The 15,325-nt window shown below is 67.3% G+C and carries 14 protein-coding genes; 11 read left to right on the top strand and 3 right to left on the bottom strand.

Annotated features, from left to right (window positions below; translation table 11 throughout):
* The first annotated feature begins 101 nt into the window (after positions 1-101).
* The 6 genes from LVJ94_26660 (at position 102) to LVJ94_26635 (ending at position 8,708) form a co-directional block, all read left to right on the top strand.
* Positions 102-1,949, top strand: a complete 1,848-nt coding sequence (locus LVJ94_26660; GenBank protein ID WXB00493.1) for a sigma 54-interacting transcriptional regulator — start codon at positions 102-104, stop codon at positions 1,947-1,949.
* A gap of 125 nt (positions 1,950-2,074) precedes the next feature.
* The gene (locus LVJ94_26655) at positions 2,075-5,533 is read left to right on the top strand and encodes a protein kinase (protein ID WXB00492.1); all 3,459 of its coding nucleotides are present in this window, start codon (positions 2,075-2,077) and stop codon (positions 5,531-5,533) included.
* 32 nt (positions 5,534-5,565) lie between these two features.
* Positions 5,566-5,883, top strand: coding sequence for a hypothetical protein (locus tag LVJ94_26650; GenBank protein ID WXB00491.1), 318 nt, complete (start codon positions 5,566-5,568; stop codon positions 5,881-5,883).
* A gap of 17 nt (positions 5,884-5,900) precedes the next feature.
* Positions 5,901-6,137: a hypothetical protein gene (locus LVJ94_26645; protein WXB00490.1), complete on the top strand. Its 237-nt coding sequence runs from the start codon at positions 5,901-5,903 to the stop codon at positions 6,135-6,137.
* Positions 6,138-6,147: 10 nt separating this feature from the next.
* The gene (locus LVJ94_26640; GenBank protein ID WXB00489.1) at positions 6,148-7,365 is read left to right on the top strand and encodes a YcaO-like family protein; all 1,218 of its coding nucleotides are present in this window, start codon (positions 6,148-6,150) and stop codon (positions 7,363-7,365) included.
* Complete coding sequence (locus LVJ94_26635) at positions 7,362-8,708, top strand: hypothetical protein (protein ID WXB00488.1); 1,347 nt, start codon at positions 7,362-7,364, stop codon at positions 8,706-8,708. Before LVJ94_26640 ends, LVJ94_26635 begins: the two co-directional genes overlap by 4 nt.
* A 68-nt stretch (positions 8,709-8,776) precedes the next feature.
* Here LVJ94_26635 and LVJ94_26630 read toward each other — a convergent pair whose 3' ends face one another.
* Positions 8,777-9,454 (bottom strand): hypothetical protein, encoded by a 678-nt coding sequence (locus tag LVJ94_26630; protein ID WXB00487.1) that lies wholly within the window; start codon positions 9,452-9,454, stop codon positions 8,777-8,779.
* An 84-nt stretch (positions 9,455-9,538) separates the two neighbouring features.
* Here LVJ94_26630 and LVJ94_26625 point away from each other — a divergent pair, with 84 nt between their 5' ends.
* From LVJ94_26625 to LVJ94_26615, 3 genes are all read left to right on the top strand, one after another.
* The gene (locus LVJ94_26625) at positions 9,539-10,498 is read left to right on the top strand and encodes a S1 family peptidase (protein WXB00486.1); all 960 of its coding nucleotides are present in this window, start codon (positions 9,539-9,541) and stop codon (positions 10,496-10,498) included.
* Between the two features lie 34 nt (positions 10,499-10,532).
* A complete protein-coding gene (locus LVJ94_26620; protein ID WXB00485.1) occupies positions 10,533-10,775 on the top strand; it encodes a hypothetical protein in 243 nt (80 codons plus the stop codon).
* Between the two features lie 157 nt (positions 10,776-10,932).
* Positions 10,933-11,646, top strand: a complete 714-nt coding sequence (locus LVJ94_26615; protein ID WXB00484.1) for a hypothetical protein — start codon at positions 10,933-10,935, stop codon at positions 11,644-11,646.
* A 103-nt stretch (positions 11,647-11,749) separates the two neighbouring features.
* On the opposite strand, the gene LVJ94_26610 is transcribed toward LVJ94_26615, so the two are convergent.
* On the bottom strand, positions 11,750-12,652 hold the full coding sequence (locus LVJ94_26610) for an AraC family transcriptional regulator (GenBank protein WXB00483.1): 903 nt from the start codon (positions 12,650-12,652) through the stop codon (positions 11,750-11,752).
* 64 nt (positions 12,653-12,716) lie between these two features.
* Here LVJ94_26610 and LVJ94_26605 point away from each other — a divergent pair, with 64 nt between their 5' ends.
* A complete protein-coding gene (locus tag LVJ94_26605) occupies positions 12,717-13,685 on the top strand; it encodes an aldo/keto reductase (protein WXB00482.1) in 969 nt (322 codons plus the stop codon).
* Between the two features lie 59 nt (positions 13,686-13,744).
* Positions 13,745-14,497 carry an alpha/beta hydrolase gene (locus tag LVJ94_26600; GenBank protein ID WXB00481.1) on the top strand — a complete coding sequence of 251 codons (753 nt, stop codon included), beginning with the start codon at positions 13,745-13,747 and terminating at the stop codon, positions 14,495-14,497.
* On the opposite strand, the gene LVJ94_26595 is transcribed toward LVJ94_26600, so the two are convergent.
* Entirely contained in the window at positions 14,494-15,285 is a 792-nt protein-coding gene (locus LVJ94_26595; protein ID WXB00480.1) for an alpha/beta hydrolase, read from the bottom strand. The genes LVJ94_26600 and LVJ94_26595 overlap by 4 nt on opposite strands.
* Positions 15,286-15,325 lie beyond the last annotated feature (40 nt).

The raw sequence follows: 15,325 nt of genomic DNA, 5'->3' as shown, positions 1-15,325 counted from the left end.
CTCACCATACCGGAAGTCCTGTAATGATTTGGACGCGTAATCCCCGATGGAGTTTGAATTGAAATCAGGCGCCCGGAGCGCTAGAAGCAACGGTGGACGTCATGCCTTCCATGCTGCCGCCAAGTCGTGACGACGTCGGTAAGACCCAGACCGCCGTGAGCCTGGCGGATGAGACTCGGACATTGTTGACCGGAGGGCGCGTCGCGCTCGTCGTGCACTACGCGCGGGGCACGGAGATCGCGCGGCTGGTGCCGGATGTACCGCTCGTGTTGGGGCGGGCGCCTGCAGAAGGGCTGCGCATCGATGACCCGACCTTGTCGCGCGAGCACGCCCGGTTCATGCTCAGCAACGGCCGTATCCATGCGGAAGACCTCGGGTCGAAGAACGGCACACGCTGTTTCGGACGCCGCGTCGAGCGTGCAGACCTGGAGCTGGGTGACGAGGTCGTGTTGGGGAACGTCCGTGTCGCAGTCCAGGCGCTCGGGATCGACGGCGAATCGCTCGGCATCGATGGCGAGCATCCCTTTCGCCAGCGGTTGGATCAGGAACTCACGCGGGCGCGGCAGTTCCGGCGGCCGTGTGCACTGCTGCTGGTGCGCATCGTAGCGTCAGATAGTGACGCGGGCACGCGTGGTGCTGGCCACACATGGCTCGAAGCGCTCCGCGGGCGGATCCGGCCGGTGGACCGCGTCGCGGTCTACGGAGCCGACGCGGCGCACGTGCTCTTGCCCGAGAGCGGCGTGGACGACGCCACGCGGATCGCGCGCGCGATCGCCGCATCCCCCGTGAACGACGCCGCGCGCTTCGTCATCGGCGTTTCCGTGTATCCCGACGCGGGGACGACGGCCGAGGCGCTCATCGAGCACGCCCGCGATGCCGCCCGCCGTGCCGCGCAGGACCGAGACGTGGTGATCTCTCCCGGCACGACCCGCTTTCTCGAGACTGGCGGAACCATATCCAGCGACCTGGTCGCGGGGCGCGAGATGCGCGCAGTGCTCGAGACGGTGGCGCGCGTGGCTTCGTCGCGACTGCCGGTGGTGCTGCACGGAGAGACGGGCACGGGCAAAGAGGTGCTCGCCCGCCTTATCCACGAGCAGGGCCCGCGGCGCGACCGGCGCATGGTGCGCGTGAACTGCGGTGCAATTCCCAAGGATCTGGTCGAGAGCATGCTCTTCGGACACGAGCGGGGCGCATTCACCGGTGCGGTACAGCAACAGAAGGGGGTCTTTGAAGAGGCCAACGGTGGCACCGTATTCCTCGACGAAATTGGCGAGCTCCCGCTGGGCGCGCAGGCCGTGCTGCTCCGCGTCCTGGAGACTGGCAGCTTCGCGCGCGTGGGGTCGAATCGCGAGATGGCCGTCGACGTACGCATCGTTGCGGCGACGCACCGCGACCTGGAAGCCATGGCGGAGTCCGGGGCCTTTCGGCCGGATCTGTACTACCGCCTCGGTGGCGTGGTGATCGAGATTCCGCCGCTGCGCGGGCGGGACGAGGAGATCGAACCGCTGGTCCTGCGTTTCCTGCGCGGAGCGAACACGGCCAACGGCCGCAACGTCGAGGGGGTGGACCCCGACGCGATGCAGCTACTGCGCACGTACCCGTGGCCAGGCAACGTGCGGGAGCTGCGCAACGCGATCGAGCGCGCGGTCGTCGTGGCTGCGGGCGCGCTCATCGGGCCAGAGGATCTGCCAGAGCGCGTGCGTGCGCCACGGGCGGAACGAAATTCGATGCCGACGCAACATTCCTCGGCACCCCCGATTACACCACCGCCGGTGTCCGACGCCGATCCGATCCGCGGCAAAGTGCAGGACTACGAAGCCAGGATCCTGCGCGACGCGCTTGAGGCCAGTGGGTGGAATCGCGCCGCCGCCGCGCTCTGCCTCGCGATGCCGGTCCGGACGCTCTCGTACAGGATGAAGGTCCTCGGGATCAAAAAGCCCACGAGCTAGATGTGCTCCGGACGTCTGTCATTTCATTTCGTTAGGGTGAGAGGCAGCCCTCCCATCGTGCTACGTTTGCCGCGGCAATCGTGAATGGGGGCCAGCCCGTAGAGGCTCGTGCGCCGTCACCACGTGTGATCGGACCGTACCGCATCACCGCCGTGCTCGGGCGCGGCGGCATGGGGGTCGTGTACCGCGGCGAGCACGATGAGACAGGCCATGTCGTGGCGGTCAAAACCGTTCGCGTCTCGTCCGACACGCTGGTGGAAAGCATCCGGCGCGAGATCCACGCGCTCTCACGCATCCGTCACCCCGGTATCGCGAGCATCGTGGGTGAGGGCGTATCCGACGGGCTCCCTTATTACGCGATGGAGTTGCTCACCGGGGAAACGTTGCGGAGCTACCTCGCGCGGCTGTGGGCGGGGTCGGCACGCGCGCGCTCCACCGTGGACACCGCCAGCCACTCCGGCACCGTCACCGCCAACTTGGCCGCGGATGCCGTACCCGACTCGCAGGCCGCGCTGCGCAAGGCGGTATTCGCGCCAGCGCGGGTTTCGCTCCCTGCGATCGCCCCGTTCTTTTCGCTGGTGCGCGGGCTGTGCGCGTCGCTCGCGTACCTGCATGGCGAGGGGCTCGTGCACCGCGACCTGAAACCCGAGAATGTGTTCGTCGATACGGATGGGCGGCCGGTGCTCGTCGACCTCGGAATCGCGGCGCTGTCGGGCGCCGCCGGGCGCGAGGAACTCCGCACGGAGCGCGCCGTGCTCGGGAGCGTCGGGTACATGGCGCCGGAGCAGATCCGCGGCGAGATCGTCGACGCGCGCGCGGATCTCTACGCCCTGGGCTGCCTGCTGTACGAGGGGCTCACCGGGCAAACACCCTTCCAGGGGGCGACGGCGGCTGCGATCTTGTATCAGCACCTCTCGGAGCGCCCGGTGCCTCCCTCCGCGCGGGTGGACGGTGTGGAGCCGGCGCTCGATCAGCTCGTGGTCAAGCTGCTCGCAAAGCGCCCGGAGGACCGGTTCGGTCACGCAGAAGACGTCGCTGCAGCACTTGCCGCGCTCGGCGTGCCGCCGTGTGAGCTGGGGGGGCCGCCCGCCAAGGCCTATCTCTATCGCCCGGCGCTCGTGGGTCGCGATGCCGTGCTCGCGGAACTCGACGCGGCGATCGATCGCGTGGTGGACGCGCGTGTGGGCGGTATCTGCCTTCTTGCCGGTGAAAGCGGGGTCGGTAAGACGCGCCTCGCGATCGAGGTCGCGTACCGCGCCGCACGTCGCGGTGTGCACGTCGTCACGGGCCAATGCGCAGCGGTGGCCGCGCCGCTGCACCCGTTCCGCCCCTTGCTCCGCGCGATCGCGACGCAGTGCCGGCTCCAAGGCCATGCCGGGTCCGAGGCCGTCCTTGGGCCGGGCTGCGGAGCAATCGCGGCGTACGAGCCCTCGCTCGCCGCCTTGCCCTGGGTGCGCGCACAGCCCGAGCCGCCGCCGCGCACTCCCGAGGCCGCGCGCCGGCACCTCGTGGAGTCGCTCGCCCGCGTCGTGCGCAGGTTCGCGCGCGCGCGACCCGTGTTGCTCGTCTTCGACGACTTGCAATGGGCCGACGAGCTTTCGTTCGCGGTGCTGCGACAGCTCGCGGACGACGGGGCCGGCGCGTGCTTCGTTCTGGGCGCGTACCGGTCCGAAGAACTCACACCGGACCTCGCGGTCATCGCGCGGGCACCAGGCGTGCGCGATGTCGCGTTGGGCCGGCTCGACGACGCGGGGGTCGCGGCCGTCGCCTCGGGCATGCTCGCCTTGCCCGAGCCCCCGCGCGATCTGGTCGACTTCCTCGCGGCGCAATCCGACGGCAACCCGTTCTTCGTTGCGGAATACCTCCGCGCCGCGCTCGACGAGGGGCTGCTTACGCGCGACGGCGTAGGGCAATGGCACCTGCATGAGCGGGCGGGCGGCGCGCGCGTGCTCGCCGCGTCCGTACCACTGCCCCACACGCTCGCCGACCTCATCGAGCAGCGCCTCGCGGCACTCGACGTGCCGGCCCGCGCGTTGGTCGAGTGGGCAAGCGTGTTCGGACGAGAGTTCGACGCGAGGCTGTTGGTCGCCGCGGCCGGCCTCGCCGACGACACGCTGCTCGAAACCCTCGAGGCACTGCGTTTGCGCCGCGTGCTCGACGAGCCGGTGCCGGGGCGCCTGCGCTTCGTGCACGACAAGATCGGCGAGCGCGCCTACGAGAGCATCCCCGAGACGCGGAGGTGTGCGCTGCACCGAGGCGCGGCGCACGTGATCGAGGACTTCTATGGCGACGTGCCTGACTACCTTCCGGAGCTAGGCCACCACTTCGCGCACGCGCGTGTGCACGACAAGGGCGCGCACTACCTCGCGCGTGCTGCCGATCGATCGCGCGCGGCGTACGCACAAGAGGACGCGATCCGCTACTACCGTGCGGCGATTCACGAGATCGCGCTCGCGGGCGCGGAAATGGCGCCATCACGGCACGGGCTCGAGGATGCTCTGGGGGACACGCTCGCCCTCGTCGGCCGCCAGGACGAGGCGCGTGCAGCCTATGAGGCCGCGCTGGACGCCATGCCGGCGGACGCCCGCGTGCCGCGAGCCGCGGTGCACCGCAAGATTGGCAAGGCATGGGAGACACACCACCAGCATGCCCACGCGCTATCGGCCTACGCCGAGGCCGAAGCCGCCCTGGGGGCGCCACCGCCCGACGAGGCTGCGTCCGCGTGGTGGCAGGAATGGGTGCAAATCCAAAACGACCGAGTCTACGTGCACTACTGGCTCGCGCAGATCGACGAGATGAACGACGTGATCGCCCGGCTCCGGCCCGTGGTGGAGAAGCGCGGCACGGCGCTGCAGCTCGCCCATTTCTTCGATGATCTGCTGCACCGCAACCTGCGGCGTGAGAGGTACCGTGCGTCGGCGGAGACGGTGGAGTACGCGTGCTCGGCCAAGGCCGCCGCGCAGAAGTCCAACGACGTCGCCAAGGCGTCTTACTCGTGGTTCATGATGGGCTTCGCGCTCTTGTTCCGCGGGGCATTCGTCGATGCGGAGGCCGAGTTGCTCGGTGCGCTGGCCGAGAGCGAGCGCATTGGCGACCGTACACTCCAGGCGCGCTGTCTGACGTACCTCACGATGACCTACCGGCGACAGCGACGCGTGGCCGAGACGCATGCGCGCGCGACGCGGTGTCTGCAGCTGTCCGTCGAAACCGCGATGACCGACTACCAGGGGGTGGCGAAGGCCAACCTCGCGTGGGTGCGATGGTGCGCAGGCGACATCGACGGCGCCGCGCGCGAGGTCGCCGCGAGTTTGGCATTGTGGCGCACACTGGCATCGCAATACCCGTACCCCATGCAGTGGATGGGCCTCTGGGTCGCCATTGCCCTCGCGCTTGCGGCCGGGGCCTTGGACGAGGCCGTACCGCACGTGCGCGCGATGCTCGATCCGAAGCAGGAGAGTGCGCCGCCCGAACTCTGCGCGGAGCTCGAGGCTGCCGTGGCGCACTGGGAGCGCGGAGCCGCACACGAGGCCGCGCAACGACTTGCCCGCGCGGCCGAGATGGCGAAGGACGCGGGATATCTCTAGATGAGCGCCTTACACGACCACGAGGTGAAGCCATGAGCGAGCAGGCAGGAGATACCAGCGTCTACCTTCACGTGACCGTGCTGCTGAAGGCGGACGGCCTGGAGACGTTCGTCCAGCACATGGCGGAGCTCCTTCCGCATTTCGAGCGCGTCGGGTGGCGACTGGTGACCGCGTGCGGCAACGTGACCGGGCGGCAGCGCACGATCGTGCACGTCTGGCGGATCCCCAGCGCGGACGCGGTGTTGCGGCTGGAGCGCGAGCTGGGCGCACTCCAGAGCTTCCAAGCCATCAACGCCTGCATCGAGGACGAGTGGATGGAGATCATGACGGCATTACCGTACGGGAAGTGAACAACGAGAGGTGAATCATGGAATACTTCAAGAAAGACCTGTTGATCGTGGCCGATGACGGCCACGTGTACCACGTGCCCGCGTCACTCTACCAAGACCCCGCGCGCCGGCTGCCCCACGACAAGCAAGAGGTGCTCAAGAAGACGATGCTGGCCAATGGCACCGTGGTCGCCGCGCTCAACCCCGCGGCGCCGCTTGCACCGCTCGGTGCGTGTTTCCTGCTGAACCTTCCGTCCCTGATCCAGCGCGACTAGCGGCACAAACGTGACGCCCAAGGGCTACAGCGCCGGTACGCACCGGACCGTCGCGCCAGCGGAAACGCTGGCGCGCGTGCGCCGGCTGATGCCGGTCTTCGGCATCACCCGCATCGCCAACGTCACGGGGCTCGACCGCGTCGGGATCCCCGTGGTGATGGTGTGTCGCCCCAACGCGCGTTCGCTCGCGGTGTCGCAGGGCAAGGGACTGGATCTCGACGCCGCCAAGGCGTCGGGCCTGATGGAGTCCGTCGAGGTTTGGCACGCGGAGCGAGTCCAGCTTCCGCTGCGGCTCGCGAGCCTGAACGAGCTACGCTACGAGCATACGGTGGCCGACGTGGCGCGGCTCCCTCGTGCGGCCGGTGGTGCCTTTCACGACCATGCGCGACTGCTCTGGGTCGAGGGCACCGACTTGCTCTCGAGCGCGGGAACATTTGTGCCGTTCGAGCTCGTTCACACGAACTACGTGCGACCGCTGCCAACGGGGAGCGGCGCCTTTTTGATGAGCACCAACGGCCTCGCATCGGGCAATCACCCTCTCGAGGCCTTGAGCCATGCGATCTGTGAGCTCGTCGAGCGCGACGCCACGACGCTCTGGAACCTCATGTCGACCGACGCGCAACGGGACACCATGATCGACGTTGCGACCATCGACGATCCGGCGTGCGTGCACGTCCTCACGCGGATTGCGCGGGCCGAGCTCGATGTCGCCATCTGGGAGACCACCAGCGACGTGGGCCTACCGAGTTTCCTCTGCGCGGTGCTCGACCGCTCGCCCGACGCACGGAGCGCGATGCCCCTTTCGAGCGGTGCCGGCTGTCATCCAAGCCGCGGCATCGCGCTGCTGCGCGCACTCACCGAGGCCGTGCAGACGCGTCTGACCTTCATCTCGGGAAGCCGCGACGATGTTGCGCGCGGTACGTACGAGGCGTCGCGCGATCTCCGCGTGCTGGAGCGCTTTCGATCGCGGTTCCGCGATCGCGCGGGCAAGCACTTCGGTGACGGGCCCGGTCGCGAGCACGCGCGCTTCGAGGACGATGTGGCCTGGGAGCTCGCAGCCCTGCGCGGCGCAGGGATCGCGCAGGTGATCGCCGTCGACTTGACGCGGCCCGAGTTCGGGATCCCGGTGGTGCGCGTCGTCGCCCCCGGGTTGGAGTCCATCGGCGATGCTCCGGGCTACCGCCCCGGCGCACGGGCGCGGCAGCGCATCTCGGAGGGGCGCGCGTGACGGTCTACGTCTTCACGGGTCCGACGCTCTCGGCGGAGGAAGGGCGGCGCGAACTCGACGCCGTGTTTCGGCCGCCCGCCGCCCAAGGCGACGTGTACCGCGCCGCCATCACGCGACCGACTGCCATCGGCATCATCGATGGCTACTTCGAGCGGACGCCGGCCGTCTGGCACAAGGAGATCCTCTGGGCCATGGCGCACGGTGTCCACGTGTTCGGCAGTGCGAGCATGGGGGCGCTGCGGGCCGCGGAGTTGAACGCCTTCGGCATGGAGGGCGTTGGCGAGATCTTCGCAGCGTTCCACCGCGGCGAATTGGAAGACGATGACGAGGTGGCCGTGCGCCATGCCTCGGAAGCCGACGGCTACGCGCGCGTGTCCGAAGCCATGGTGAACATGCGCGCGACCTTGCGCGCGGCGGAGGCCGTCGGTGCGATCGGCGCCGAGGCCCGCGTCTTCCTCGAGCGCATCGCCAAAGAGACGTTCTACGCCGACCGGAGCTACCCAGCGATGCTGCGGCAGGCTTCCGAAGCGGGCTGGCCGCGCGCCGATCTCGAGGCCTTTCGCGCGTTCCTGCCAGGCGGACGCGTGGACCAGAAGCGCCTCGATGCACTCGCGATGCTTCGCGCGATGCGGGCGCACCTCACGGAGCGGCCCGGCCCGAAGGAGGTTCGATACACGTTCGAGCACACCGACGCGTTCGAATACGCGCGCCGGCTCTCGATGCAGGTCGGGGTCGAACACGGGGGTGACCTGCTCGCGGACGACCTGCGCGAGGAACTCGGTGTGCTCGGAGCACTTCCGAGCGCGCTGTTGGGCGCGTCGGAACGTGCCCTGGCGCTCGAGGTCGCGCGCGGACTGGGGCGCGAGATCGGTCCCGACGAGCTACGCGCCACCGAAGAGGACTTCCGGCGCGAGCGAGGGTTGTTCCAGCCTCGGGATTTCGCGAACTGGCGACGAGAACATCGGCTCGCAGACAGCGACGTATCACGTTTTTTTCATGACGAGAGCCAAGCACGAACCGTGCGCGCTCTGCTCGAGTCCGAGACGGCGCGCGCGCTGCCGGATCATTTGCGCGCATCGGGTGAGATGGGCCGGGTTGCCGCGCGCCTCGCGGACAAGCAGCGCGTTCTCGCCACGCACGACGTGGCCGACGTGACGCTCGCCGACGCCCGGCTCACCGAAACGGAGTTGTGGCGTTGGTACTTCGAAGAGCGTCTGAGGTCGGTGGTACCGCCGGACCTGGAGGCCCATGCGCGCCGGGCGGGCTTCGTGGACGCCGACGCCTTGCGGCGCGCGGTGTTGCGCGAGTGGTTCTACCTTCGACGGCTGCCCGATCCTCGCTGAATCCGTTGTGCGGCAAGATCTTGCCGCGCGGCGAACCCTTGCCCGCGCCCCCGGCAAGAATTTGCCGGTCACCCTCGCCGCGCCCGGCGCGCCCGTGCGGGCTCGCGGAGGAAGGTCCCCGTGGCACCGTCGTACTGGATGGCTTGCGCGGCTGACGCGGCCGTGAAGCTCAGCGTGATCGCAGCGCTCTGTGCGACCGTCGCGGCCATGGCGCCGACGGGCACGTAGTCGATCACCATCGCCGTTTGTGTCTGCGATCGAAGCATGACGGTCAGTTCGTTCGCGAGCTCGAAAAAGCCCGCCTGGCCGGCCAGCACCTCGTCGGCGGACACGGGGCAGAAGGCGAGGGGCACGGAGTTGATCCGCGGGGTCTGCGCCAGTCCGAAGCCCAGCGCCCCACCATTGTTCGGATTGTTCGTGGTTTCGCACTGGTCCGGCGGCAGCTGCGGGTTCAGCGTCCCCGCGCCGAACTGCTGCGCGGAAAAGGGGTACAGGTACTGCGGCGTCACGGTGGGCACTTGGGCCACCGGCAGCACGATTTCGCCGGGCTCCCGCGGCGTCTGCGTCGCGTACAGCGAGAAGCTGTCGGTCCACTGGACGGTGTTGAGCTCGAAGGGCGCGAACGCAGCCCAGACGACTTCGATCCCGGGCGCGGGCTGCCGCAGGATGACCACCGATTCGCCCGCCGCGTGAATGGCTCGCAGATCGTTTGCCGTGAAGCCGATGGTCAGCGTGAAAGCCGTCATTTCCCGCGGAACGAACGCAAGGAGCGAGCCCCGGTACACACGTTGCTGTTGCGGACGAGGTCAACCCTCAACCAGGAGCAACCCATGTTCGATCTTTCATCCGTCGAGTACCGCAACGCGCGACTCGCCGTTCAAAAATTCGATGCACTCTTGATGCGCGATCCCAACGTGTGTGGTGTCGGCGTCGGTACCCGCAAGCGGGGGGGCCAGGACACCGACGAGATCGCGCTCGTGGTCTACGTTGCGCGCAAGGTCCCGCGCAGCGCCATGCCCGACAGCACGTTGCTGCCGCCCGTGATCGACGTCGGCGGCGGCCGCCGCGTGCCGGTCGACGTCGTGGAGGCCGGCCCGTTTCGCCTGCAGGCCAACACGGCTCACATCCGCCCTGCGCAGCCAGGCACCAGCATCGGCAACGTGGCGATCACCGCCGGGACCTTCGGGGCGGTGGTGGTCGACGGCTCGACGGGAAGGAACGTGATTCTGTCGAACAACCACGTGCTCGCCGACACCAACCGAGCGCCCAATGGCTCGGACATCGTACAGCCTGGGCCGTACGACGGCGGCCAGGTTCCGGGAGACAAGATCGGGACGCTCACCCGCTACGTCACGATCGTGCCCGAAAAAGAAGGCGTCAACTTCGCCGACGTCGCGATTGCCACGCCGGTCAAAGTCGAGGACATCTCGATGGTGCCGCTGAACAACGTGCCTGCGCCGAGCGACCAGTATCCCGGCGTCGGGCTGCTTTTCGCCGGCGACGGCTTGAGCCGCTCCCATTACAACCCGCTGAAGACTGCACTGAAACTCATCAACGCGAACCTTCCCGCAGGCGGTGCCGTGCGCGATCCGGTACCGGGCCTGGACGTTCAGAAAAGCGGGCGCACGACCGAGCGCACCACGGGCAGGATCCAAGAGATCAACGCCACGATCCGCGTGTTCATCCCCGATCTGGGGGCCTGGGCGATCTTCCAAGACCAGTTCAGCACCACGCTGATGTCCCAGGGGGGCGACAGCGGCTCGGTGGCCGTGACGCTCAAGCCGCAATGACCCTCCAACCCGCACGCATACTACCGCTACCCGCATGAACGCCAACGATCTCGCTGCAGCTACGGCCGTTCTCCGGCGCCACGAAGCCGCTGTGATGTCCATCCCCGGTGTCTACGCCATGGGCGTGGGCTCGGCCGCGGACCACGGCGGCGCGGACGCGCCCTGCATCGTGGTGCACGTCACGCGCGACGTGGCACCCGGCTCGGTGCCGGCTTCGCTCGAAGGCATTCCCGTCTTCGTGCTCGTCGGCGAGCCTCCCCGACTGCAATCGCTCTGAGCGCGCCTCGTGGCGCACGCCTTGCTTAGTGACATGTCGAACATATCGACGGGGCGGCGCGCGCAGGTGACCGGCAATGGTGTCGGTCGCGTTCGCGCGCGTCTCTCGACTCGGCTCCTCGCGAGCCCGTTACCCGACAAATAGAAAGAAGGTTCCCATGCCCGGCTACACCCTAAACCTCGGTATCGATCAGGAATCACTGAAGATCATCACCGCCGCGCAGCAGCAGATCGTCCTTGCCAGGCCGGTCGACGGCGCCTCCCCGAACGTCGTCTGGGTTGCATTTAGGCCCTTCGAGGACAACAGCGTCACGTGGGTGGAGGAGTTCGGGCTCTACGCGTCCACGACGGAGTTCCAGAGCGGCGCAGAGATCGTGAAAATGAGCCATACCGACTTCCCGGCGCAGGACGGCATGTACTACTCGTTCGACGCGACGGCGACCTTCTCGGGTCCGTTCTCCGGCGCGCAGGCGCCGCCCCTCGGTTCGTACCGCACGTACAACAACATGCCCGAGAAGGACTACCCTGCGCTGACGTTCGGCCTCCAGCAGGTCGCGACGGTCAACGGCAAGCCGACGCTTCCCACCCCCGTCAACGCTGTCTCGGTGCTCGCGAACGAGCAAGTCACGTTCACACCGCTCACCACCGTGTACGCCTGGCTCCAATCCACCATCGTGAGCGCAACCATGATCTCCGACGTGCAAGGTAACTCCGCAAAGGTGGTATTCGGCGACGGCGTCACCACCGCGTCGCTCCGCTACGACCCGACGGCGGGCCGTTTCGTGAGCTCGACCTCGAGCCTGCCTCCGGGGCTCAAAGTCTCTCACTACGACCGTTCCGAGCGGCTCTTCGCGCCCCAATCGAGGCGCTAGACCACCGTTCCGATGCCGCGCCTCCCCACACCACGTGGGGAGGCGCCGCGATCCATTGCATCCGTTGCCATTGGTTCGACGGACCCGCGTCACCTCGGGCGGGTCACCTCGACCCCACGAGGTCGTTGTTGGGGGATTTGCCGAACTTTCGCGAATACTCCCGGCTAAATTGGCTGAGGCTCTCGTAGCCGACGTCGAAGGCCGTTGTCGAAACCGAACCTGCGCCCGCCACCAACATCCGCTTCGCTTCGAGCAAACGGAGTTCCTTCTGGTACTGCAGCGGCGACAAAGCGGTCACCGCCTTGAAGTGCCTGTGGAACGAGGAGACGCTCATCCCCACGTCACGCGCGAGCTCGGCGATCACGATCGAGGAGCGAAAGTCGCGGCGGATGAGGGCGATGGCGCGCGAGACGAGGGCCGCGTGGCTGTCATATCGAATGAGGGTTCGCAACATCCCACCCACGGGATCCATCAGGAGGCGATAGTGAATCTCTTTCGAAATCATCGGACCCAGGACCTTGGCATCCGTGGGTGACTCCGCGAGCTCCAAGTATCGTCCGAGCGCGCCGAGCATGCGCGGGGTTGCGGTGTGGACCTCCAGCGCGCGGGCATCCGTTCCGTCGCCGGGCGAGTCGCCGAGTTCATCGTAGAGGCCCCTCAATGTGTCGATTTGGACGTCGAGAAGCAGCGCCATGTAGGGAGCTTCCACGATGCGGGAGACCACCGGTACGTCATGGCTTACCAGCAAGCACTCTCCAGAGCCCAACCGAAACGTGCGCTCCCCGAAGGTCGTCTCCTTTCGTCCTTGTAGAATCAAGCAAATCACCGGCTCGTAGATCCCGGCCTCGAAATTGGTGCGTGCGTGATGCTTCAGAAGGCGTAGCCCGCGCAGCGGGGACACGAACTGAAGCCCAGCGCCCTGCGCTTTCGGGGTGCGTTGAAACAGCCGCTCGGCGAGCTGCAGCATCTCTACGGGGATGGGGCCTCTCGGTTTGCTGGTGGCCATTGGTATGATTCTGTCGTTCTTGGTAGAAACAGGCAAGGCTCAGCAAACTTCCGGCAAGCGCATCATGGCGCGGACACCTATCGTGGAGCTCACCACCAAGGAGACACTCATGAGCAACGAGCGCACACGAACATTGGCCCCCGGCGTCGAGATTCCCTACCTCGGCTTCGGCACGTACCTCATCCCCGACGGAGAGGTTGCTGCCGCGGTGCGGGAGGCGATTCGCATCGGGTACCGGCACATCGACACCGCGGAGGGTTACAAGAACGAGGCCGGTGTGGGCGCAGGCATCCGGCAAGCGATCCAGAGCATGGGTCTCTCGCGCCGCGACATTTTCGTCACCACCAAGTTGTGGCCAGGCAATGCGGCATGGGGACAGACACCGAAGACCACCGAGTCGACCATTGCGTCGCTGAACGAGAGCCTCGAGCGGCTCGAACTGGACTACGTCGATCTGTATCTCATTCACGCTCCCTACGACCGGGAGCAACGGCTCGCGCAGTGGCGTGGGCTCGTCGCGCTCCAGGAGCAGAAGAAGGCACGCGCCATCGGCGTCAGCAACTTCGACATCGCACACATCGAGGAGCTCGAGTCGGCCGGATTGCCACTTCCCCACGCGAATCAGATCGAGCTTCATCCTTGGTCGCAGAAGCCGAAGCTGACCGAGTACATGACTCGGCGCGGGATCGTCCCCATCGCGTACAGCAGCCTCGTTCCGCTCTCGACGTGGCGGAGCGCGCCCGGACAGGACAGCGCGAAGACGGCCGCGATGCGATCTGACGGCCAGAGTGCGGATTCTCCGTTCAAAAACCTGGCCACCAAGTATGGGGTGACGGAATCGCAGGTGCTCTTGCGATGGGCCATTCAGCACGGCTACCCGGTGCTTCCGAAGAGCACGAACCCCGATCGCATACGGCAGAACGCGGACATCTTCTCGTTCGAGATCGACCAGGGCGACATGACCGCGATCGCGGCGATGGATCGCGGTGACGGCGTAGCCTGGTCCTCCGGCGATCCGACCAAGGCCTCGTGAATGGCGCGCCGCGGTGACCTTGCCGGGCCCAGCGCGGGGCACCACATACCTTGGCGATCATGGTTGCCCTGAACGACCGGCTCGCGGCCCAAACCTTCGGAACCCACGAGCAGGTCGTGCTGTTCGTCCATGGTGGCGCACGGCCCGAGCTCACCTGGTCGCGCCAAGCTCCGCTCGCAGACCGTTGGCGGCTCGTCATCCCGTGGCGCCGTTGCTTCGACCCGAGCCCACCCGGTCCGCGTCAAGATTGGGAAGTCGACGCCCGTGACCTTCGCGAGATCCTGCCGCAGGGGGCCCACGTCGTGGCGCACTCCTATGGCGGTGTCGGCGCGGCGGTCGCGGTCGCACGAGAGCCGCATGGCGTCTCCTCGCTGACCTTGATCGAGCCGCCGCTCTGGTTCGTGGCGGAGCACGATCCGGAGGTCGCGCGCTTGGTGCGCATCGCACGAACCGCGGGCGATCCGAATGCCGATCCGGAGCTTCGCAAGCGCTTCCTGCAGCTGGCAGGCCTTCCCGAGCTTCACCCGGACACCGCGCAGCTCGAACGACTCGCCCGCGACCTGCGGGATCCTGCCGAGGCACGCCCCGACCTCGATGCCATCCGCACGGCGGGCATGCCGACCGCCATCGTATCGGGCGGTCATAGCGTGGGCCTCGAGCGCCTATGCGACGCGCTCGGTGAAGGGCTGGGCGCTGCGCGCGTCGTCCTGCCCGGCGCAGGCCATGCCGTTCAACGAACCCCCGAGTTCAATGGCTGGCTCGCATCGTTTCTCGAGAAGGCAACACCCGCTGCGTCGCCATTTCGGGATTAGCGGCCGTGCGGAGCATTCCGCGCGGCAAGTTCGATCAGTTGGGCGACCTCCCACGGGTGCGAGCGGTACACGGAGTGGCTCGCCCCGGCGATTTCCACTTTGTGGCTACCGGCACGTGCAGCATACATCCTTTCCAATTCGGGGCTGATGATGCGATCGGCCTGCGCCACCATGTACCAGCTCGGCTTGACCTTCCACGCGGGGTTCTCGATGGGGGTCGAGAAGACCTTGCCCGCGGTGAACATCTGGGAGCGTGCCTCGAACTGCGCTTCGGCATAGGGAAGGTCGGCGGCAAACTCGGCGTGGTAGCGCGCCGGATCGATGAACGTGTATCCATCGGGCGTCTTGGTGATGGCATCGCGCCCGGCGGCCGGATAGCGCTGGCCGTTCCCCGTTTCCGTTTCGCCCTGATCGGGTGCGTGTGCCGCGATGTAAACGAGACCCGCCACCTTTGGATCGGCACCCGCTTCCGTGATGATGGCCCCGCCATAACTGTGTGCGACGAGGATGGTGGGACCATTCTGCCGGTCGATGATGCGCTTCGTGGCGGCCACGTCCTCGTCCAATCCGGAGAGCGGCTGCTGCACGATGCTCACGTTGTACCCGTCGCGCGACAGGATATCGTAGACCGGCCTCCAGCCCGAGCCGTCGACGAAGGCCCCGTGCACCAGGACGATGTTCTTGATGGGCGCGGCCGGCGGTGTGGCTTCCGCGGCCTCCGCAGCGTCCCGAGTGACGAATCCGGCGACGACGCAGGCGACAGCGATCATGAGGCGGTGGTATTTCATGCTCGGGACTACGTCACGAACCCCCGCGGGTTTCGCGGAG

The sequence above is a fragment of the Sorangiineae bacterium MSr11367 genome, assembly GCA_037157805.1.
Classification (GTDB): Bacteria; Myxococcota_A; Polyangia; order Polyangiales; family Polyangiaceae; genus Pendulispora; species Pendulispora rubella.
Note: the sequence above shows the minus strand (reverse complement) of the source record. Positions and strands in the feature narration are given on the sequence as shown.

What these genes read in the sequence shown, in the direction of transcription:
- LVJ94_26660 (WXB00493.1), top strand. Translation starts at nt 102, where the DNA reads ATGCCTTCCATGCTGCCGCCAAGTCGTGACGACGTCGGTAAGACCCAG.
- LVJ94_26650 (WXB00491.1), top strand. Translation starts at nt 5,566, where the DNA reads ATGAGCGAGCAGGCAGGAGATACCAGCGTCTACCTTCACGTGACCGTG.
- LVJ94_26645 (WXB00490.1), top strand. Translation starts at nt 5,901, where the DNA reads ATGGAATACTTCAAGAAAGACCTGTTGATCGTGGCCGATGACGGCCAC.
- LVJ94_26630 (WXB00487.1), bottom strand. Translation starts at nt 9,454, where the DNA reads ATGACGGCTTTCACGCTGACCATCGGCTTCACGGCAAACGATCTGCGA.
- LVJ94_26625 (WXB00486.1), top strand. Translation starts at nt 9,539, where the DNA reads ATGTTCGATCTTTCATCCGTCGAGTACCGCAACGCGCGACTCGCCGTT.
- LVJ94_26620 (WXB00485.1), top strand. Translation starts at nt 10,533, where the DNA reads ATGAACGCCAACGATCTCGCTGCAGCTACGGCCGTTCTCCGGCGCCAC.
- LVJ94_26615 (WXB00484.1), top strand. Translation starts at nt 10,933, where the DNA reads ATGCCCGGCTACACCCTAAACCTCGGTATCGATCAGGAATCACTGAAG.
- LVJ94_26610 (WXB00483.1), bottom strand. Translation starts at nt 12,652, where the DNA reads ATGGCCACCAGCAAACCGAGAGGCCCCATCCCCGTAGAGATGCTGCAG.
- LVJ94_26605 (WXB00482.1), top strand. Translation starts at nt 12,717, where the DNA reads ATGGCGCGGACACCTATCGTGGAGCTCACCACCAAGGAGACACTCATG.
- LVJ94_26600 (WXB00481.1), top strand. Translation starts at nt 13,745, where the DNA reads ATGGTTGCCCTGAACGACCGGCTCGCGGCCCAAACCTTCGGAACCCAC.
- LVJ94_26595 (WXB00480.1), bottom strand. Translation starts at nt 15,285, where the DNA reads ATGAAATACCACCGCCTCATGATCGCTGTCGCCTGCGTCGTCGCCGGA.